Raw genomic sequence first — 19076 nt, 5'->3', positions numbered from 1 at the left:
TTGAACAAGAACATGCGCATCCTGATCGTCGACGACTTTTCGACCATGCGTCGCATCGTCAAGAACCTGCTCGGCGACCTCGGCTTCACCAACACCGCCGAAGCTGAAGATGGGCATGCCGCACTGGCGATGCTGCAGAGCCAGTCTTTCGATTTCGTGGTCACCGACTGGAACATGCCGGTGATGACCGGTATCGAGCTGCTCAAGGCGATCCGGGCCGATGCACGCCTGAAGACCCTGCCGGTGCTGATGGTCACCGCCGAAGCCAAGCGCGAACAGATCATCGAAGCGGCCCAGGCCGGCGTCAACGGCTACATCATCAAGCCGTTCACCGCACTGACCCTGCAGGAAAAGCTGGGCAAGATCTTCGAACGCCTGGCGGCGAGCGCCTGATGGCCGTTGTCATGGATGCAGCGATGGACAAGGCCTGGCTGGTGCAGCGGCTGCAGGAAGCGCTTGCCGCGCTGGAAGCGGGCGATGAAACCGGCTGGCGCGTGCAGATCGATGCCCTCGCCGCCGCGCGTACCCAGCCGATGATGGCTGGCCTGTCACGGCTGGCGCGCGAGCTTGGCCAGGCACTGGGCGAACTGCCCACCGTCACCACCGATGCCGGTGAGCTGGACGACGCCTGCGCCCGCCTGGACCACGTGGTGACGATGACCGAACAGGCCACCCACCGCACGTTGGACCTGACCGAAGAATGCCGTGCACTCACCGCACGCCTGGGTGAAGAGGCGTTGCCGCTGCTGGAGCAGCAGCAGGCGCTGGAGCGCATCCGCCACAACCTGACCGAGATCGCCCTGACCCAGAGCTACCAGGACCTGACCGGGCAGATCATCCGCCGCGTGGTCGGCATCGTGCGCCGCGTGCATGAAGGCTTTGGTGCACTGGGTCTGCCGCCGGAACTGCAGGCGCAGCGCCAGCAGGGTCGTCACGAACCGGCACTGGCCGGTCCTGCGGTGCACGGCGTGGACCGCCATGCGGTGTCCCAGCACGATGCCGACGACCTGCTGTCCGACCTGGGGCTCTGAAGATGAGTGGAATCGCCGACGACATCGCTGCCGACTTCATCATCGAGGCGCAGGAAATCCTTGATCGTCTCGGCGAGCAGCTGGTCACCCTGGAACAGGACCCGCAGGACAGCCCGCAGCTCAATGCGGTGTTCCGCGGTTACCACACGCTGAAAGGCGGCGCCGGTTTCCTTGGCATCACCGCCATGGTCGAACTGTGCCACGCCGCGGAAGAAACCCTCGGCCTGGTGCGTGCCGGCCAGGCCACGCTGCAGCCGCACCATTTCGATGCCGGCCAGCAGTCGCTGGACTACCTGCAGGCGATGCTGGATTCGGTTTCGGCCGGCGAAGAGCCCGGCCATGCGCCACCGGAGCTGATCGCCCAGTTCGATGTCGGTGCGGCTCCGGCCAGCACGGCCGCGGCTGCAAGCGGCGATCCATCGCTGATCAGCGATGACGAATTCGAAGCCCTGCTTGACCAGTTGCATGGTGGCGGCGCACCGACCGCGGTGGCACCCAAGGCCGCCGATGCGATGATCAGCGAAGACGAGTTCGAAGCCCTGCTCGACCAGCTGCACGGCGGTGCCGTGCCCGGCGCCCAGGCCGTTGCCCCGGTGGCCCCTGCGCCCGTTCCCGCCAAGCCCGCCCCGCCCGCCGCCCGTGCACCGGCGGCCAATGCCGCCGCCCCGCCCAAGCCGGCCAAGCCGCTGGCCGAAGCCGAGCAGACCGTGCGCGTGGACACCAAGCGGCTGGACGCCATCGTCAACCTGATCGGCGAACTGGTGCTCTCACGCAACCGGCTCAAGACGCTGCGCGCGCGCCTGCGCGATGAAGAACTCGACCGCGCGGTCTCCACCCTGGACATCGCCACCGCGCGGCTGCAGTCGGCGGTGATGCGTACCCGCATGCAGCCGGTGGGCAAGGTGTTCTCACGCTTCCCCAAGGTCGCCCGCGATGTCGCCCGCTCGCTGAGCAAGGAAGTCGAACTGGAGCTGGTAGGGGCGGAAACCGAGCTGGACCGGAACCTGGTGGAAGCGCTGGCCGATCCGCTGGTGCACCTGGTGCGCAATGCCATCGACCACGGCGTGGAAATGCCTGACCTGCGCGAAGCCCAGGGCAAGCCGCGCAGTGGCCACGTGCGGCTTTCAGCGCAGCAGGAAGGCGACTATGTCAGCATCGAAGTGCAGGATGACGGCGCCGGCATCGATCCGGAAAAGCTGCGGGCCAAGGCCCGCGAGAAGGGCCTGATCGATCCTGAAGCCGCCGCCCGCCTGAGCAGCGAAGAATGCCTGCACCTGGTGTTCCTCCCCGGCTTTTCCACCAAGGCCCAGGTCACCGACATTTCCGGTCGCGGCGTTGGCATGGACGTGGTGCAGTCGCGCATCCGCGAACTGAGTGGACAGATCCAGATCCAGTCCGAGCTGGGCCGTGGCAGCCGCTTCATGATCCGCGTACCGCTCACCCTGGCGATCCTGCCGACCCTGCTGGTGCAGGCCGGCGAGGATGTCTACGCCTTGCCGCTGGCCCGCGTGCTGGAGGTGCTGCATGCACCGGCCACCTCGCTGGGCTGGTTCGATGGCCGCGCGGTGCTCGACCGTCGCTCGCACACCCTGGCTCTGGTGGACCTGCGCCAGTGGCTGGACGTGGAGCCGATGCAGTCCAATCTGCTCACCATCGTGGTGCTGCAGGCGGGCGAAGCACGCTTCGGGCTGGTGGTGGACCAGGTGCGAGGCCGCGAAGAAGTGGTCATCAAGCCCTTGCCGAAGGCGCTGCGCGGACTGCGCGGCTATGCCGGCGCCACCCTGATCGGCGACGGTCGGATGGCGCTGATCCTCGATGTCGACGGGCTTCGCAGCCCGCACGACTGATTGAAAACTGTGACGTCGGTCGGCACGCTGCCGGCCGCCAGCTCAAGTCACACCGCTACGGGCCGATAACCGATCCATGGACAGACTCAGCCTCATAGGACTCTTCCTCGCCTTGGCATCACTGGTCGGGGGCAGCATCCTCAAGGGCGCTGGCCTGGCGTCGCTGTGGTCGCCGGCTGCGTTCGTGATCGTGATCGTGGGAACCCTCGCATCGATCCTGCTGCATACCGCCCCGGCGGTGTTCAAGCATGCCTTCACCATCGTGCGCTGGGTGATCCGCCCGCCGCAGAGCGATCGCCGCCAGCTGATCACCCAGATCGTGGAATGGAGCAACATCGCCCGCCGCCAGGGCCTGCTCGGCCTGGAGGCACAGGTCGAAGCGCAGTCCGATCCGTTCCTGCGCAAGGGGCTGCAACTGCTGGTGGACGGCGTGGAGCCGGAAACCATCCGGCACATGCTGGAGATCGAACTGAGCAGCCAGGAGCACAAGGACCTCGCCGCCTCCAAGGTGTTCGAGGCCATGGGCATCTATGCGCCGACGCTGGGCATCATCGGCGCGGTGCTGGGCCTGATCGCGGTGATGAAAAACCTGGCCGACCCCAGCAAGCTCGGCCATGGCATCGCCGCGGCGTTCACCGCCACCATCTACGGCATCGCCTCGGCGAACCTGCTGTTCCTGCCGGTATCGGCCAAGCTCAAGAGCGTCATCGCGCACAACACCCGAGACCGGGAAATGGCCATCGAAGGCCTGATCTCGATCGCGCTGGGCGAGAATCCGCGCAACATCGAATCCAACCTGAGCGGGTTCCTGCACTGACATGGCCCGCCGCAAGCACCACGAAGAGCATGCCAACCATGAGGCCTGGGCGATTCCGTACGCCGACCTGATGACGCTGCTGCTTGCCTTCTTCGTGGTGATGTATGCGATCTCATCGGTCAACGAAGGCAAATACCGCGTGGTCGCCGCCGCGCTGAGCACGGCCTTCGGTTCGGCCCCGCGCACCCTCAACCCCGTGCAGGTCGGCAGCAACCAGGTCAAGGGCGGTGGCTGGGATGCGCCCTCGGTGATCAACGCAGGCAGCCGCGTCGGTCCATCAGCACCGGCGCCGGCCAACGATCCCTCCTTGCTGCCGGCAATGGCATCACAGATGCGCTCGCCGGTGTCCTTCCGTGACCAGGAGCAGCTGAAGCAGGCCGAGCGCCAGCTCAATGCGATCGCCGACCGGCTCACCGCCACGCTGGCGCCGCTGATCGACCGCGGCATGATCACCGTGCGCCGTACCGAGTTGTGGATCGAGGTGGAGATCAACAGCGATATCCTGTTCCCGACCGGTGCCTCGGTGCTGGACGTGCAGGCGCGTGACACCCTGTCCACGCTGGCCGGGGTGCTGCGCGATGTGCCCAACAGCGTGCGCGTGGAAGGCCACACCGACAACGTGCCGATCGCCACCGCGCAGTTCCCTTCCAACTGGGAACTGTCGGCCGCGCGTGCCGCCAGCGTGGTGCACCTGTTCGCCGACCAGGGCCTGCAGCCGGCCCGCCTGGCGATGGTCGGCTACGGCGAATTCCGCCCGCGCGAGGACAACACCAGCGCCGGCGGACGCAACCGCAACCGGCGCGTGATGGTGATCATCCTGGCCGACACCACGCACGGCGTGGACCCGATCAGCGAACGGCTCAACGCCTCCGCCGGCAGCGCTGCGCCCGCGCCGATCACCCCGATTTCCTTACCCCCCACCCCGCAGGCGCCACGTGCGCCTGCAGCGGCCGGCAGCCCGATCGGCGCCGCCGTCACCCCCGCCATGAAGGAGTAGACCGATGCGCATCTGGGCAATCGCCAACCAGAAGGGCGGCGTCGGCAAGACGACCACCACCCTGGCGCTGGGCCGGCAACTGGCCGCCCTGGGCCACCGCGTGCTGCTGATCGATCTTGACCCGCATGCTTCACTGACCCGCTCGTTTGGCATCCCGCTGGATCCGCCGCCGGCCGGCGTGCTGGAACTGTTCGCCGCACCGCCGGCCGAACTGGCCACGCTGTGCCACGCCAGCCACATCCCGGGGCTGGACCACGTCTGCGCGCAGTCGGCGCTGGCCACGCTGGAACGGCGCAGCGCCAACCAGCCCGGACTGGGACTGTCGCTGCAGAATGCGCTGGCACGCCACGCCGGCCGTCACGATTACATCCTGCTCGACTGCGCGCCCACGCTCGGGCTGCTGATGATCAACGCACTGGCCGCGGCGGATCGCCTGATCATTCCCACCCAGGCCGAACCGCTGGCGCTGCACGGGCTGGACGGCATGGTCCGCACCGGTGAAATGGTTGAACGCTCGCGTCGACGCCCGCTGCCGATGTCCATCCTGCCGACCCTGTTCGACCGCCGCACCCGCGCCGGCAACGAGAGCCTGCGGCAGATGCAGGACAACCATGGCACGCGTGTCTGGGAGGATGCGATCCCGGTGGACACGCGGATGAGCAACGCCGCCACGCTGATGGCGCCGGTGGAAGGGGACGACTATCCGGGCCGCGGCCTGGCCGCCTACCGACGTGCCTTGGACTGGATCCTGGCCGACGATGCGCGCGCAATGGAGCAGGCCGCATGAACAACGAAACCGTGCTGGACGATTACCTGGAACAGCTGTTGGGCGAAGCCACCACGACACTCGCCGAGCCGGTCGCGGTTCCCGCTGCCCAAACCGCAGCCGAGCCCCCCGCCGAACGCGAGCCGACCTGGGATGACCTGCCCGACGAGGTGGTCTACGAAACCGGGCCGGCCAGCAGCGAAGACCCCGCATTGATGGACGAAGCCAGCCTGCAGGCCGCCTTTGATGCCGCCGCCGACGCGCCGCTGCCTGCTGCTGGAGCGGAACCGGAACCGACCTGGGACGACCTGCCGGACGAAGTGATCTACGAAACGGGCGAGGACGTCAGCGCGGTGCTCACCAACGCCGACAGCCCCTCGCTGGAAGCCGCCTTCGCTGCCGCAGCCGATCCCATCGCCGCCCTGCTCGCCCCGGCCCCGCCCGCCGCGCCTGCGGCGCCCGCGTTGCCGCCGCGCACCGTGGCCCGCGCTACCCCCGCGCTGGCGCAGCCGAATGAAAACCCGCCCAGCACTTGGCAGGAACTGCAGGAACAGGCCCGGCAGAGCGGTTACGCCTCATCCCCGCAGCGACGCGCCACCGAGCGCAGCTCGCGCTGGCTGCGGCTGCGCTGCGGCAGCCAGGCCTATGCGCTGGAACTGCTGAAGGTGCAGGAGGTAGTGCTGCCGGTCCCGCTGCTGCCCCTGCGCGGCACCGCCCCTGCGATGCTCGGCATCATGAACCTGCGCGGCCAGGTAGTTCCGGTGATGGACCTGGGCATCCACCTCGGCGGCGCCCCCGCCGGCGAAGACGCCCTGACCCGCATCGTGGTGCTGGAAGAAAACGGTGAGATCATGGGCCTGCGCGTGAGCGCCGTGGAAGACGTCACCAACCTCAGCGACTCCCAGATAGAACCCCCCGACACCGCCCGCATCTGCCGCATCAGCAACGACATCTTCCGAGGCGTAGCCCGCCTCCACCAGCAACCGATGATCCTGCTCGACGCCACCCAGCTCCTGAACTGAAAGGCAGCAGCCCTCGCAGGAGCCACGCGCTCCGCCCTTGCCCTTGCCCTTCCCCCCAATCACCCGCGGCCCAAGCGCGGACTGTCAGCGAGGGGGGCGGGCAGGGTCAGGCAGGACTGTGTGAGGCAGGAGCCGAACACAAGCCTACACGGACGTACTTGCGGCGTGTCCTGCCTGACCCTGCCCGCCCCCCTCGCCCCCGGCTTCTGCTTCTGCCCCGGGGACGCGAAAAAAAACCAAACCCTAAAGCTTCCCCGGATATTGCCGCTATGAAGTCTGGAACCGTTTGTCCGGAGCAACAATGAGCACTGTGGACCTGGGTGAAGATCTCGGCATCGAGAGCAGCACCGAGCTGAAGAACCGCCTGGCCCCGTTGCTGGCCGCGGCCGACCCGCTGACCCTCGACGCCAGCCGGGTGGGCCGTATCCACACCGCCGCCATGCAGGTCCTGTGCGCCTTCGTACAGGCCCGGCGCGGTGCCGGATTGCAGACGGAATTCAGCGGCAGCACCGCAACCTTCACCGACGCCGCGCGATTGCTCGGCGTCACCCAGGCCCTGGGCCTGGCTGTATCCCATGACAACCTGAAATCTGTGGAGAACGCGGCATGAGCGCACGTATCTTGGTGGTGGACGACTCGGCGTCGATGCGCCAGATGGTTTCCTTCGCCCTCACCTCGGCCGGCTTTTCCGTCGAAGAAGCCGAGGACGGCGCCGTCGCGCTGGGCCGGGCCAAGGGCCAGCGCTTCAACGCGGTGGTCACCGACGTCAACATGCCGAACATGGATGGCATCTCGCTGATCCGCGAACTGCGCCAGCTGGCCGAATACAAGTTCACCCCGATGCTGATGCTGACCACCGAATCGGCCGCCGACAAGAAGTCCGAAGGCAAGGCCGCCGGCGCTACCGGCTGGCTGGTCAAGCCGTTCAATCCCGAACAGCTCATCGCCACCGTGCAGAAGGTCCTGGGCTGATCGCCCACGCCATCCCGTCCCCCGCGCCCGCCCTTGGAACACACCTGACATGAGCATGGACCTGCAACGTTTCCACGCCACCTTCTTCGAGGAAAGCCGCGAAGGGCTGGACGCCATGGAAGCTGGACTGCTGACCCTGGAATCCGGCCAGCACGATGCAGAGATCATCAATTCGGTGTTCCGTGCGGCGCATTCGATCAAGGGCGGCGCCGGTACCTTCGGCTTTGATGCCATCGCCGCGCTGACCCACGTGCTGGAAACGCTGCTGGACGAACTACGCGCCGGAAAACGCGCGCTGGAAGCCAATGCGGTGGATGCCATGCTGGCCTCGGTGGACGTGCTGCGTGCCCTGCTCCGCGAAGCCGAACACGGCGTGCAGGCCGACCCGGCCACGGTCGCGGCGATGAAGGCACGACTGGAATCGATCCTGTCCGGCCAGGCCCCGGCGGCAGCAAGCGCAGCCGCCCCGGTCGCGGCCGAAGCGGAGCCGGAAGCCTGGCAGATCGGCTTCACCCCGGCACCGTCGATGTTCATGAGCGGCAATGATCCGCTGCGCATCATCCGCGAACTGGAACACCTCGGCCCGCTGCAGGTGCAGGCACGCCTTGAGCGGCTGCCCGGCTTCGAGCAGCTGGATCCGTTCGAAGCCCACCTGGCATGGGATCTCGGGCTGATCGGCAAGATCAAGCGCAGCCAGATCGAAGACACCTTCGCCTGGGTGGTCGACGACTGCGAGCTGGATATCCGTCCGGTCGCACCGCCCAGCCTGGCCACCACCGCACCGGCCCAGGTAGAGGCCGCGCCGGCGGTGGCTGCAGCGCCTGCCACCGCAGCGCCGGCCACGGCCGCTGCGACGCCGGCGCAGGAAGCCGAATCCTCGATCCGCGTCAGCGTGGACAAGGTCGATGCGCTGATCAACCTGGTCGGCGAGCTGGTCATCACCCAGGCCATGCTCAAGCAGGTGTCCAACCATATCGACCCGGCCCATGCCGAACGCCTGTTCGCCGGCCTGGACCTGCTGGAACGCAACACGCGTGACCTGCAGGAAGCGGTGATCGGCGTGCGCATGCTGCCGGTTGATGCAGTGTTCCGCCGCTTCCCGCGCCTGGTCCGCGACCTGTCCACCCGGCTCGGCAAGCAGGTGCGCCTGAAGACCATCGGCGAAGGGACCGAACTGGACAAGGGCCTGATCGAAAAGATCGCCGACCCGCTGGTCCACCTGGTGCGCAACTCCATCGACCACGGCCTGGAAATGCCGGAGTTCCGCCGCAACGCGGGCAAGGACGAAACCGGCACCATCACCTTGGCGGCCTCGCACCAGGGCGGCCACATCGTCATCGAAGTGAGCGACGACGGCCACGGGCTGAACCGCGAGCGCATCCTGGCCAAGGCGGCCGAACGCGGCCTGGCCGTGCCGGAGAACCCCACCGATGCGCAGGTCTGGGACCTGATCTTCCAGCCGGGCTTCTCCACTGCCGATGCGGTGACCGACCTGTCCGGCCGCGGCGTGGGCATGGACGTGGTCCGCCGCAACATCCAGGCGCTGGGCGGCGAAGTGCAGATCGAAAGCCGCGCCGGCATCGGCACGCGCACGCTGATCCGCCTGCCGCTGACGCTGGCGATCCTCGACGGCATGACCGTTTCGGTGGCCGGCGAAACCCTGATCCTGCCCTTGGCGTACGTGCTGGAAGCGCTGCAGCCGCAGGCCAGCGACATCCGCACCATGGCCGGCGAAGGCCGCGTGCTGCGCGTACGCGGTGAGTACCTGCCGATCCTGTCGCTGAGCGAGTATTACGGCTATGGCCAGCGCCACAGCGATGAATCGCTGGTGGTGGTGGTGGAAGGCGATGGCCAGAAGATCGCGCTGGAAGTGGACGAACTGGTCGGCCAGCAGCAGGTCGTGGTGAAGAACATCGAGAACAATTACCGCCGCATCGGCGGTGTGTCCGGCGCCACCATCCTCGGCGATGGCCGTGTTGCGCTCATCGTGGACATCGGCGGGCTGGTACGCTCGCTGCGCGTGCCGCAGGCCGCCTGACGCAACAACCTGCACGGTAGCGCCGAGGCATGCCCGGCGGAATAAAAAAACGTCGCCGAGCAGTGCTCGGCGCTACAGATCCGCGCAGCCGCGCCGCTATCTGTAAAGACGGCGTGATGACCCCCCACACCGCCGTGTCCGAGTCCTTTCCAATATCGCCCAGCGGCGTGGCCGCTGCGCCCCGCCCTGCCCTGGAGCACCCGCATGAAGTGGTTCGCCGATCTTCCCATCGCCCGCAAGCTGGCGGTGGGATTCACCTTGACCACCTTGATGACCCTCGTGCTGGGCGGCTTCGCCCTGCTGCGCCTGTCCGAGGCCAACCAGCAGTTGCGCGGCATGGCCAGCAATGCCATTCCCTCGGTGCAGCACCTTGGCGAAGTACGCTCGCAGCTGGGTGAGTTCCGCACCTATGAGATGGCCCAGCTGACCATGCTGGACAAGCCGGAAAAGGTGGCTGATTACAACAAGCGCATGGACGCCGCCGCCAAGGTGGTGCACCAGGAACTCGATGCCTACGCTGCACTGCCGGCCGACGCCACCGAGCGCGCCCTGTATGCGAAGGTCAAGACAGCAGTCGCTGCGTATCTGGCGGCCAACGAACAGCTGCGCGCGGCCGGCGGCGGCGGCGATGCGGTACTGGCGCAGCAGATTTCCGATGAGCAGTCGCGACCACTGCGGCGCGCCCTGTTCGAAGACCTCAAGGCCCTCAGCGCTTACAGCGGCAAGCTGATGGACCAGGGCATCGCCAACGCCAACGCCACCCACCACACCAGCCTGGTCGCCATCATCGCCGCGATGCTGCTGTTGTCGCTGGTTGCGGCCACGCTGGCGGTGATCATCTCGCGCGCCATCACCGTACCGCTGGGCAAGGCCGTGCAGGCCATCCAGGCCGTGGCACGCGGCGACCTGAGCGTCACCACCCAGGCCACCAGCAACGATGAAGCCGGCCGCATGCTGGCCGCCACCGCGGAGATGACCGCCACGCTGCGCCGCTTCTCCAGCCAGACCCAGCAGATGGTGGAAATGCACGCCGGCCCGGACATCAGCCACCGTATCCCGGAAGACTTCCCCGGCGTGTATGGCGAGCTGGCGCATGGCATCAATACGGTCATCTTCGAACACCTCGACGCACTACGCGATGCGGTGGATGTGCTGAACCAGTACGCCATCGGCAACCTGGAACCGGACGCACGCCGCCTGCCGGCCAGCCGCGCCTTCCTGCATGAGTCCATGGATGCGGCCAAGGCCAGCCTGCTGGCGATCAATACGCAGATCCAGCAACTGGCATCGGCCGCGGCGGTCGGTGATTTCAGCCAGCGTGGCGATGCCGCGCGTTTCCAGCATGACTTCAAGGTGATGATCGAACAGCTCAACACCATGATGCATGTGGCCGACGGCAACCTGTCGCAGCTGTCACAGCTGCTGCGGGCCATCGCCGCCGGTGACCTGACCGCACGCATGGACGGGGAATTCCACGGCGTGTTCGCGCTGATGCGCGACGATGCCAACACCACCGTCGGCCAGCTGACCAGCATCGTGTCCAGCATCCAGGTATCGGCGCAGAGCATCCGCGGCGCCGCCAGTGAGATCGCCGCCGGCAACAACGACCTGTCGCGCCGTACCGAACAGCAGGCCGCCAACCTGGAAGAAACCGCAGCATCGATGGAGGAACTGACCTCCACCGTGCGCCAGAATGCCGAGCATGCGCGCCAGGCCAACCAGTTGGCGATCGGCGCAGCCGGCGTCGCCAGCCAGGGGGGCGCGGTGGTCAGCGAAGTGGTCACCACCATGTCGGCGATCGAAGCGTCCTCGAAGAAGATTGCCGAGATCATCTCGGTGATCGACGGCATCGCCTTCCAGACCAATATCCTGGCGTTGAATGCCGCCGTCGAAGCGGCGCGCGCGGGCGACCAGGGACGCGGTTTCGCCGTGGTCGCCAGCGAAGTGCGTACCCTGGCACAGCGTTCGGCCGCAGCGGCCAAGGAGATCAAGGGGTTGATCGATGAGTCGGTCAGCAAGGTGTCCGACGGCTCCGCGCTGGTCCACCAGGCCGGCGCCACCATGGGCGAAATCGTCGCCTCGGTGCAGCGCGTGACCGACATCATGGCCGAGATTTCGGCGGCTTCGCAGGAACAGTCCGCCGGCATCGAACAGGTCAACCAGACCGTGGTGCAGATGGACGAAACCACCCAGCAGAACGCGGCGCTGGTGGAAGAAGCCACCGCGGCGGCACGTTCGATGGAAGAACAAGCGATGCAGCTGACCGATGCAGTGGCCCAGTTCCGCCTGACCGACAACGCGCCGGCGAACACCGCGGCGCCCGCCGCACGCATCAGCGCTTCCTCGGCCGCCAAGGCGCCTGCGGCCACCGCACGCCCCACCACCCGCCGCGCAACAGTGCGGCAGCCGGTCATCGCCGGTGACGGCGACTGGCAGGAGTTCTAAGCGCTACAGCGGTTCACTGCCTGGCGGGGCGGCGCAGGTTCGCGGGGGAGGCAAAACCCGCTCCTGCGGGCCTCGTTTCGCGCCATCCATGGCGCTCGACGCCCCCGCCAACCCACCCCGCCCCGCCTTCGTCAGGTCCATGGCGGCCTGGGAACATGCGGCTCTGGTAGCGCCGACCCATGGTCGGCGGAATTTGTCAGCTGCGCTGATGGATATCCGCCGACCATGGGTCGGCGCTACCGCTTTGCGTCTGCGGCCCCCGAAACCTGTCAGGGGCCGGCCAGCCGAACGCCGTGATTTCGGGACAATCCGTGCGCGTCGTCACACTCTCATCACGCGCCCGTCAAGTTCGTCCGCGCAGGGCCGTTACTGCTCTCACCACATCGCCCGGTCTGCTGATGGACGCTTCCGCCGACGTCGTCGTAACCCGACAGCGCTTTCCCCGCGCGCTGGCCGGCCTGCTGCTGCTCGGCCTTTGGATGGGCTGGGCAGCACCGGCGCTGTGGTACCAGAAGGCCGACTCTCCCATTTCCCTGTGCGTCGCCCCCACCGACCGCCGTTGAATCGCCACGCCGCTGTTCATGCCAGAAGGAGCATTGCGCATGTCCGCCACGCCACGCACTGTTGATTCGTTCGCAGGTCACGAAAGACTTCCTTTTCTGCAGGCCCTGACGGCAGAAGCCGATCGCCTGTTCCTGGGGGTCAGCGCCCTGCTGGCACTGGTGTCGATGGGGCTTGCGCTGCGCGCCGGTGCCTGGACCCCGTTCCTCGCCCTCAGCCTGCCCACCCTGCTGGTGGTCGCCGCGCAGGTCCATCTGCTGCCCGGCACGCGGCTGTCGCGCTGCACCGTCGCGCTGGCCTGGATGGTGCAGGCCGCCACGCTGATCCACCAGACCGGCGGCCTGCTGGAAACCCATTTCACCGTGATCGTGCTGATCGCCCTGCTGCTGTACTACCGCGACTGGCTGCCGCTGGTGGTGGCCGCCGCGGCGATCGCCGTGCACCACGTGCTGTTCTTCTGGCTGCAGCAGCGCGGCCTGCCCTACCCGGTGTTCAGTGCAGGCAGCGGCATCGGCATCCTCGCCCTGCACGCCAGCTACGTGGTGGTGGAAACCGCGCTGCTTTCGGTCATGGCCGTGCAGATGCGCCGCCAGCTGCTGCTGCTCGGACATGATCCCCGGCAGCTGGCCGCATTGGCGCGCGGCGTGGCCGCCGACCAGCCGCTGCCGGCCGGCATCCATGCCGAACAGTTCCCGGCCGAATCGCTGGCGCGCACCCTGGTGCAGACCAGTACCCAGCTGCTGCAGCGGCGCGAACACGAACAGGCGGCATTGGCGGACACGCTGCGCATCCGCACGGCGCTGGACGATGTCACCACCAACGTGATGATCGCCGACCGCGAGCGCAACATCGTATTCGTCAACCGCCCCCTGCAGCAGATGCTGGCCGCTGCCGAAGCCGACCTGCGCCGCGACCTGCCACAGTTCGATGCACGCGACCTGATCGGCCGCAACATCGACATCTTCCACCGCAACCCGGCCCACCAGGCCAGGCTGCTGGACACCCTGAGCACGACCTACCGTGCGCACATCCGCGTCGGCGGCCGCCTGCTGCGCCTGATCGTCAATCCCATCGTCAGCACCCAGGGTGAGCGCCAGGGCTTCGTGGTGGAGTGGGCCGATCGTACGCTCGAAGCGGAGGTGGAAGCCGAGCTTGAACGCATCGTGCAGGCTGCCGCCAACGGCGACTTCAGTGGCCGTGTCGCCTGCGAAGGCAAGGAGGGATTCCTGCTGCAGCTGGCCCAGCACCTCAACGGCCTGATGGATGCCAACGCCACCAGCCTGGACCAGATCTCCGCCCTCTTGTCGGCGCTCTCCCAGGGCGATCTCACCGCACGCATGGAAGGCGATTTCCACGGCGTGTTCGGCCGCATCCGCGACGATGCCAACGCCACCATCGCCCAGCTGACCCGCATCGTCGGCAACATCCAGGACGCGTCCACCCACATCAATGGCACCGCCGCCGGCCTGGCCCAGGGCAACGGGCACCTTGCCAGCCGCACCGAACAACAGGCGGCGAGCCTGGAAGAAACCGCCGCCACCATGGAAGAACTGACCGCCACCGTGCGGCAGAACGCCGAACATGCCCGCACGGCCAACCGCGTGGCCAGCGGTGCGGCCGAGGTGGCGGCCTCCGGGGGCGAGGTGGTCGGCAACGTGGTCTCCACCATGAGCGACATCGAACATGCCTCGCGTCGCATCGCAGAGATCATTTCGGTGATCGACGGCATTTCTTTCCAGACCAACATCCTGGCCCTGAACGCCGCCGTGGAAGCGGCCCGTGCCGGTGAACAGGGCCGTGGCTTCGCGGTGGTGGCCTCCGAAGTGCGCGTACTGGCCCAGCGTTCGGCCGAGGCGGCCAAACAGATCAAGGGCCTCATCGACGACTCGGTGGACAAGGTCGCGCACGGCTCGGCGCTGGTGCAGCGCGCCGGCTCGACCATGCGCGAGATCGTGCAGTCGGTGCAGCAGGTCAACCAGATCATGGCCGAGATCGCCGCGGCTTCGCAGGAACAGAGCGCGGGCATCGAACAGGTCAGCCACAGCATCACCCAGATGGACGCCAACACCCGCCAGAACGCGGCCCTGGTCGAAGCCTCGACCGAGGCGACCCATGCCATGGGATCGCAGGCCGCAGGGCTTGCCGAGGCCGTGGCGCGCTTCCGCCTGCATGATGATGGCAGCGATACCGCCGTGCTGCGGCGGCTGCGCGAGCTGGCCGGCTAGCGCCGCCCGCCGGGTAGTGACGGCCGGTGGCCGTCAGCTCCCCGCCGCTGCGTTCGCCGAGCGCGGCCCGGCGCTACCGATGCCCCCACTGGCCCCGCCTGGCAACGGGGCGCTTGCATGGGGTTCAGGAAATGGCACCCATGCCGATATGCTGGAAGGCCACCGTGTCCTACGTCACGGTTTTTCCCGTACTCGAACGCAGAACCGATGTCCGCAGGCAGCCACGATGCAGCACAGGATCCCCCCTCCGCGCACGACGACAGCGCCGATGAACGTTTCCTGGTGCAAAACCCGCTCCAGATCCGCCAGCTGCTCAGGCAGCTGATCGACCAGCGGTCACTGATCAACGCCCACATCGGCGGACGCGACCAGAGCTTCCCCACCGCGGTGCTGGAGCTGGACGAGGAACGTGATGAGCTGCTGCTCGACGGCAGCCCGCAGGAGGCATCCAACCGCGCCGCCGAGGCAGCCGGCCACCTGCTGTGCTTTGCCCAGCTGGACCGGGTGCTGGTGCGCTTCCGCGTGGACCATATCGAGCGCCTGGACAACGGCCGCCACGTCGCGTTCCGGACCACCCTGCCGGACGAGATGGTGCACCTGCAGCGCCGGGAGATGTACCGGCTGGAGACCCCGATCACCGACTCCCCGCAGCTGGTACTGCCGGCGGTGGACGGACGCCCGGAGCGGCTGGCGATGCGCGTGGTGGACATCAGCGGCGGCGGACTGGCGGTCACCCTGCCCGCGGAGTACGCCGTGTTCGGCCTGCAGAAGCGCTACGACGCCGAACTGAGCCTGCCCGATGGACCGGACCTGCAGGTCAGCCTGATCGCCTGCAACGAGCGCCTGCAGAAGCTGCCCAACGGCAGCGAAGTCACCCGCGTGGGGCTGCGCTTCGACCGCCTGCCGCGCGGCGGCGACAGCGCCATCCAACGCTACATTTTCCGCATCGACCGCCAGCGCAGCGCCCGCAAGAACGGCGAACTGTAGCGGCGTGCCCGCGAGGGCCCCTTTGTCGCAGGGGCGAGCCTGCTCGCGCGCGCTTTTGCTAAAGTCCCGCCCGGATCCGCCGATATCGAGCCTGAGACCGCGAATCACGGCACCCAGGACACACTCGATGAACGACAAGAACCAGGCCCACGCCGATACCGGCGGCGAGTTCCTCAGCTTCACCCTCGGCGACGAGCACTACGGCGTGGACATCCTCAAGGTGCAGGAGATCCGCGGCTACGATGCGGTCACCCGCGTACCGGATGCACCGGACTACATCAAGGGTGTGATCAACCTGCGCGGCACCATCGTGCCGGTCATCGACCTGCGCCTGAAGCTGCGCCTGGAGAACGCGCGCTACGACGCCTTCACCGTGATGATCGTGCTGAACGTGGAAGACCGCGTGGTCGGCATCGTGGTGGACAGCGTCTCCGACGTGATCCCGCTGGCGGCCGAGCAGATCCGCCCGACCCCTGAGTTTGGCGCGGCAGTGGATACCCGCTTCATTTCCGGCATCGGCACCCAGGACGATCGCATGCTGATCCTGCTGGACATCGAAACCCTGCTCGACAGCGCCGACATGGGCCAGCCGGTCGTGGCCGAGGAAGCCGCTGCCTGATTGCAGCGGATCGAAACAAAATCCTTCAGTTCCATCTGCAACAGCCGATAGGGGATTCAAGGACCGCCCGCGACGGAACGCACCAGGCCGGCCACCCGATCCCCATCCCCATTACTGGAGTACCTGTAGATGAAGTCCCTGTTCGCCTTTGCATCGGCCACCCTGCTGGCCGCCACCGCCCTGACCGCCTCCGCCCAGTCGGCCATGATTCCGCCGGAGATGGCCCCGCGCCAGGTCGGCAAGGAAGGCATGGTCTGCGGCAAGGTCGAAAAGGCCCGCTTCGCCGAAGGTTCGGAAGGTTCGCCGACCTTCCTGTACATGGGCGGCGCCTTCCCGCGCCACACCTTCTCGGCACGCATCGCTGGCGCCAACCGCGGCAAGTTCAGCTTCCCGCTGGAATCGCTGGAAGGCAAGACCGTCTGTGTGATCGGCAGGATCGAGCGCGACGCCTCGCGCGCTGAAATCGAAGTCAGCTCGCCGGCTGGCCTGAAGCTGGCCGACATCAAGTAAGACCGGCCTGTCCCGCCACGCCGGCACGGCCGGCGTGGCTGCTGCACCCGGGCCATGGTGGCCCGGACGCGTCCGCCTTTGGAGAGTGCAACGCCATGCCCTGGATCAACAACCTCAAACTGATGCCCAAGCTGCTGCTCACCTTCGGGGTGCTGCTGCTGGTGATGCTGCTTCAGGGCATCGTGGCCTACCGTGGCCTGCACTCGCTCAACAACGTGACCACCGACCTGGCCGGCAAGCGGATGGAAAGCATCCGCATGGCAGGTGAGATGCGCGGCGTGCTGGGTGAGTACCGCAATTCCTCCTACCAGCAGCTGATCCGCGCCAGCGACGACGTCAAGGCCGAGGCGCACACCCGTGCAGCCGAGCTGCGCAAGCAGATGGATGCGTCGATCAAAGCCTACCCGGCGCTGGTCGACAATCCGCAGCAGAAAGCCCTGTTCGACACCTTCGTCAAGGAATGGAACGGCGCGCTCGCCTCCTACGATTCGGTCAGCGAGATGCTGGAACTGCAGCTGCCCGACGACGCCATCGATACCTTCGTCGGTGAGACGCGCACCAAGCACCGTGCTTCGGCCGCCGCACTGGAAACGCTGATCGCCGAAGACAACCGCCTGGCCCGCGCGGCGCGCGAGCAGGCAGAATCCACCTATGCCACCTCGGCCACGCTGATCATCGTTGCCCTGCTCGGCGGCGCCGCGCTCGGTTTCGTGCTGGTGTGGCTGTTTGCCCGCGCTCTGGTCGGCAGCGTGCGCGGCGCGGTGAGCGTGGCCAACGAAGTAGCCAGCGGCAAGCTGGACGGACACATCGACACCTCGCGCTCGGATGAAGTGGGCGACCTGATGCAGGCCATGCAGCGCATGCAGCGCGATCTGCGCGAACGCATCGAACGCGACCAGGCCATCGCCAGCGAGAACCTGCGTATCCGCACCGCGCTGGATTACAGCTCCACCGGCGTGTTCCTCAGCGATGCCAACCAGCAGATCGTCTACGCCAACCGTGCGCTGGCGCAGTCGCTGGTCGAGCACGCCGCCGAAGTGCGCAAGGACCTGCCGGACTTTGACGTGGAAGCGCCGCTGGTCGGCCGCCCGGTCGCCGAACTGGAAGTGGGCGGCAAGGCCGATGCGGCCGTGCTCTCCGAGCTGGAGCGCAACGGCGTGGCCCGCCGCGAAGTGCAGTACGGCCAGGCACAGTTCGCCCAGGTCATCTCCACCATCCGCAACGAAGCAGGCGAAACGGTCGGCCATGTGACCGAATGGCGCGACCGCACCCCGGAAGCCGCCGTTGAAGCCGAAGTGGCCCGGGTCATCGCCCGCGCCGCCGCGGGCGATCTCACCGACCGCGTGGACAGCGAAGGCAAGGACGGCTTCTTCCTGCAGCTGGCCAACCAGATCAACGGCCTGCTGGATGCCAACGCATCGAGCATCGAGCAGATCTCCCAGCTGCTCAACGCACTGTCGCGTGGCGACCTCACCGCGCGCATGCACGGCGATTACCAGGGTGTGTTCGCGCAGATGCGTGACGATGCCAATGCGACCGCCGAGCAGCTGAGCGGCATCGTCACCCGCATCAAGCATTCCAGCCGCGCCATCAACTCGGCCGCCGGTGAAATCGCCAGCGGCAACAGTGACCTGTCGCGCCGTACCGAACAACAGGCCGCCAACCTGGAAGAGACCGCAGCATCGATGGAGGAACTGACCTCCACCGTGCGCCAGAACGCCGAGCACGCCCGCCAGGCCAACCAGCTGGCAATCGGCGCGGCCGGCGTGGCCTCGCAGGGTGGCGAAGTGGTCGGCCAGGTGGTCACCACCATGTCGGCCATCCAGACCTCGTCGAAGAAGATCGCCGAAATCATCTCGGTGATCGACGGCATCGCCTTCCAGACCAACATCCTGGCGCTGAATGCTGCGGTGGAAGCCGCACGTGCTGGCGAACAGGGCCGCGGTTTCGCCGTGGTCGCCAGCGAAGTACGCACGCTGGCACAGCGTTCGGCCGCAGCGGCCAAGGAGATCAAGGGCCTGATCGACGACTCGGTCGGCAAGGTCGCCGATGGTTCGGCGCTGGTGCACAAGGCCGGTGCCACCATGGGCGAGATCGTCGCCTCGGTGCAGCGCGTGACCGACATCATGGCCGAGATCTCCGCCGCTTCGCAGGAACAGTCCGCCGGCATCGAACAGGTCAACCAGACCGTGGTGCAGATGGACGAAACCACCCAGCAGAACGCGGCGCTGGTGGAAGA

At 67.2% G+C, this 19076-nt stretch carries 17 protein-coding genes; all 17 read left to right on the top strand.

The features are described 5' to 3' along the window. Entirely contained in the window at positions 1-393 is a 393-nt protein-coding gene (cheY, locus tag ACI2JH_RS17720) for a chemotaxis response regulator CheY (protein ID WP_042613865.1), read from the top strand. Next, positions 393-1031 (top strand): protein phosphatase CheZ, encoded by a 639-nt coding sequence (locus tag ACI2JH_RS17715; protein ID WP_182657510.1) that lies wholly within the window; start codon positions 393-395, stop codon positions 1029-1031. The genes cheY and ACI2JH_RS17715 overlap by 1 nt, the downstream gene beginning before the upstream one ends. 2 nt (positions 1032-1033) lie before the next feature. Beyond that, on the top strand, positions 1034-2878 hold the full coding sequence (locus ACI2JH_RS17710) for a chemotaxis protein CheA (protein ID WP_404736834.1): 1845 nt from the start codon (positions 1034-1036) through the stop codon (positions 2876-2878). Between the two features lie 76 nt (positions 2879-2954). Next, entirely contained in the window at positions 2955-3695 is a 741-nt protein-coding gene (locus ACI2JH_RS17705; RefSeq protein WP_057508268.1) for a flagellar motor protein, read from the top strand. A gap of 1 nt (position 3696) precedes the next feature. After that, positions 3697-4692: a flagellar motor protein MotD gene (motD, locus tag ACI2JH_RS17700; RefSeq protein WP_101099699.1), complete on the top strand. Its 996-nt coding sequence runs from the start codon at positions 3697-3699 to the stop codon at positions 4690-4692. Positions 4693-4696: 4 nt separating this feature from the next. Then, the gene (locus ACI2JH_RS17695) at positions 4697-5479 is read left to right on the top strand and encodes a ParA family protein (protein ID WP_404736833.1); all 783 of its coding nucleotides are present in this window, start codon (positions 4697-4699) and stop codon (positions 5477-5479) included. Then, the gene (locus ACI2JH_RS17690; protein ID WP_404736832.1) at positions 5476-6480 is read left to right on the top strand and encodes a chemotaxis protein CheW; all 1005 of its coding nucleotides are present in this window, start codon (positions 5476-5478) and stop codon (positions 6478-6480) included. Before ACI2JH_RS17695 ends, ACI2JH_RS17690 begins: the two co-directional genes overlap by 4 nt. 301 nt (positions 6481-6781) lie before the next feature. Continuing rightward, complete coding sequence (locus ACI2JH_RS17685; protein ID WP_101099696.1) at positions 6782-7090, top strand: STAS domain-containing protein; 309 nt, start codon at positions 6782-6784, stop codon at positions 7088-7090. Then, positions 7087-7452 carry a response regulator gene (locus ACI2JH_RS17680; protein WP_042613857.1) on the top strand — a complete coding sequence of 122 codons (366 nt, stop codon included), beginning with the start codon at positions 7087-7089 and terminating at the stop codon, positions 7450-7452. The genes ACI2JH_RS17685 and ACI2JH_RS17680 overlap by 4 nt, the downstream gene beginning before the upstream one ends. A gap of 49 nt (positions 7453-7501) precedes the next feature. After that, entirely contained in the window at positions 7502-9490 is a 1989-nt protein-coding gene (locus ACI2JH_RS17675) for a chemotaxis protein CheA (RefSeq protein ID WP_319276830.1), read from the top strand. Positions 9491-9694: 204 nt separating this feature from the next. After that, positions 9695-11935: a methyl-accepting chemotaxis protein gene (locus ACI2JH_RS17670; RefSeq protein ID WP_404736831.1), complete on the top strand. Its 2241-nt coding sequence runs from the start codon at positions 9695-9697 to the stop codon at positions 11933-11935. Between the two features lie 398 nt (positions 11936-12333). Further along, a complete protein-coding gene (locus ACI2JH_RS17665) occupies positions 12334-12498 on the top strand; it encodes a hypothetical protein (RefSeq protein WP_182657505.1) in 165 nt (54 codons plus the stop codon). 39 nt (positions 12499-12537) lie between these two features. Beyond that, positions 12538-14721: a methyl-accepting chemotaxis protein gene (locus ACI2JH_RS17660; protein WP_404736830.1), complete on the top strand. Its 2184-nt coding sequence runs from the start codon at positions 12538-12540 to the stop codon at positions 14719-14721. Between the two features lie 207 nt (positions 14722-14928). Then, entirely contained in the window at positions 14929-15708 is a 780-nt protein-coding gene (locus tag ACI2JH_RS17655; protein WP_101099692.1) for a flagellar brake protein, read from the top strand. A gap of 127 nt (positions 15709-15835) precedes the next feature. Then, complete coding sequence (locus ACI2JH_RS17650; RefSeq protein ID WP_101099691.1) at positions 15836-16327, top strand: chemotaxis protein CheW; 492 nt, start codon at positions 15836-15838, stop codon at positions 16325-16327. Positions 16328-16456: 129 nt separating this feature from the next. Continuing rightward, positions 16457-16837: a hypothetical protein gene (locus ACI2JH_RS17645; protein WP_042611988.1), complete on the top strand. Its 381-nt coding sequence runs from the start codon at positions 16457-16459 to the stop codon at positions 16835-16837. Between the two features lie 95 nt (positions 16838-16932). Further along, positions 16933-19076 (top strand): methyl-accepting chemotaxis protein (locus ACI2JH_RS17640; protein WP_404736829.1); only part of this gene is annotated, 2144 nt, incomplete at its 3' end.

It is taken from the genome of Stenotrophomonas sp. NPDC078853 (assembly GCF_044901215.1).
GTDB lineage: Bacteria > Pseudomonadota > Gammaproteobacteria > Xanthomonadales > Xanthomonadaceae > Stenotrophomonas > Stenotrophomonas lacuserhaii.
Note: the sequence above shows the minus strand (reverse complement) of the source record. Positions and strands in the feature narration are given on the sequence as shown.

Bases quoted from the DNA above. Each gene is read 5' to 3' on its own strand.
- ACI2JH_RS17650 (WP_101099691.1), top strand. From the start codon at position 15,836: ATGAACGACAAGAACCAGGCCCACGCCGATACCGGCGGCGAGTTCCTC.
- ACI2JH_RS17695 (WP_404736833.1), top strand. From the start codon at position 4,697: ATGCGCATCTGGGCAATCGCCAACCAGAAGGGCGGCGTCGGCAAGACG.
- motD (WP_101099699.1), top strand. From the start codon at position 3,697: ATGGCCCGCCGCAAGCACCACGAAGAGCATGCCAACCATGAGGCCTGG.
- ACI2JH_RS17705 (WP_057508268.1), top strand. From the start codon at position 2,955: ATGGACAGACTCAGCCTCATAGGACTCTTCCTCGCCTTGGCATCACTG.
- ACI2JH_RS17675 (WP_319276830.1), top strand. From the start codon at position 7,502: ATGAGCATGGACCTGCAACGTTTCCACGCCACCTTCTTCGAGGAAAGC.
- ACI2JH_RS17645 (WP_042611988.1), top strand. From the start codon at position 16,457: ATGAAGTCCCTGTTCGCCTTTGCATCGGCCACCCTGCTGGCCGCCACC.
- ACI2JH_RS17710 (WP_404736834.1), top strand. From the start codon at position 1,034: ATGAGTGGAATCGCCGACGACATCGCTGCCGACTTCATCATCGAGGCG.
- ACI2JH_RS17665 (WP_182657505.1), top strand. From the start codon at position 12,334: ATGGACGCTTCCGCCGACGTCGTCGTAACCCGACAGCGCTTTCCCCGC.
- ACI2JH_RS17660 (WP_404736830.1), top strand. From the start codon at position 12,538: ATGTCCGCCACGCCACGCACTGTTGATTCGTTCGCAGGTCACGAAAGA.
- ACI2JH_RS17670 (WP_404736831.1), top strand. From the start codon at position 9,695: ATGAAGTGGTTCGCCGATCTTCCCATCGCCCGCAAGCTGGCGGTGGGA.
- ACI2JH_RS17680 (WP_042613857.1), top strand. From the start codon at position 7,087: ATGAGCGCACGTATCTTGGTGGTGGACGACTCGGCGTCGATGCGCCAG.
- ACI2JH_RS17655 (WP_101099692.1), top strand. From the start codon at position 14,929: ATGTCCGCAGGCAGCCACGATGCAGCACAGGATCCCCCCTCCGCGCAC.
- ACI2JH_RS17715 (WP_182657510.1), top strand. From the start codon at position 393: ATGGCCGTTGTCATGGATGCAGCGATGGACAAGGCCTGGCTGGTGCAG.
- ACI2JH_RS17685 (WP_101099696.1), top strand. From the start codon at position 6,782: ATGAGCACTGTGGACCTGGGTGAAGATCTCGGCATCGAGAGCAGCACC.
- ACI2JH_RS17690 (WP_404736832.1), top strand. From the start codon at position 5,476: ATGAACAACGAAACCGTGCTGGACGATTACCTGGAACAGCTGTTGGGC.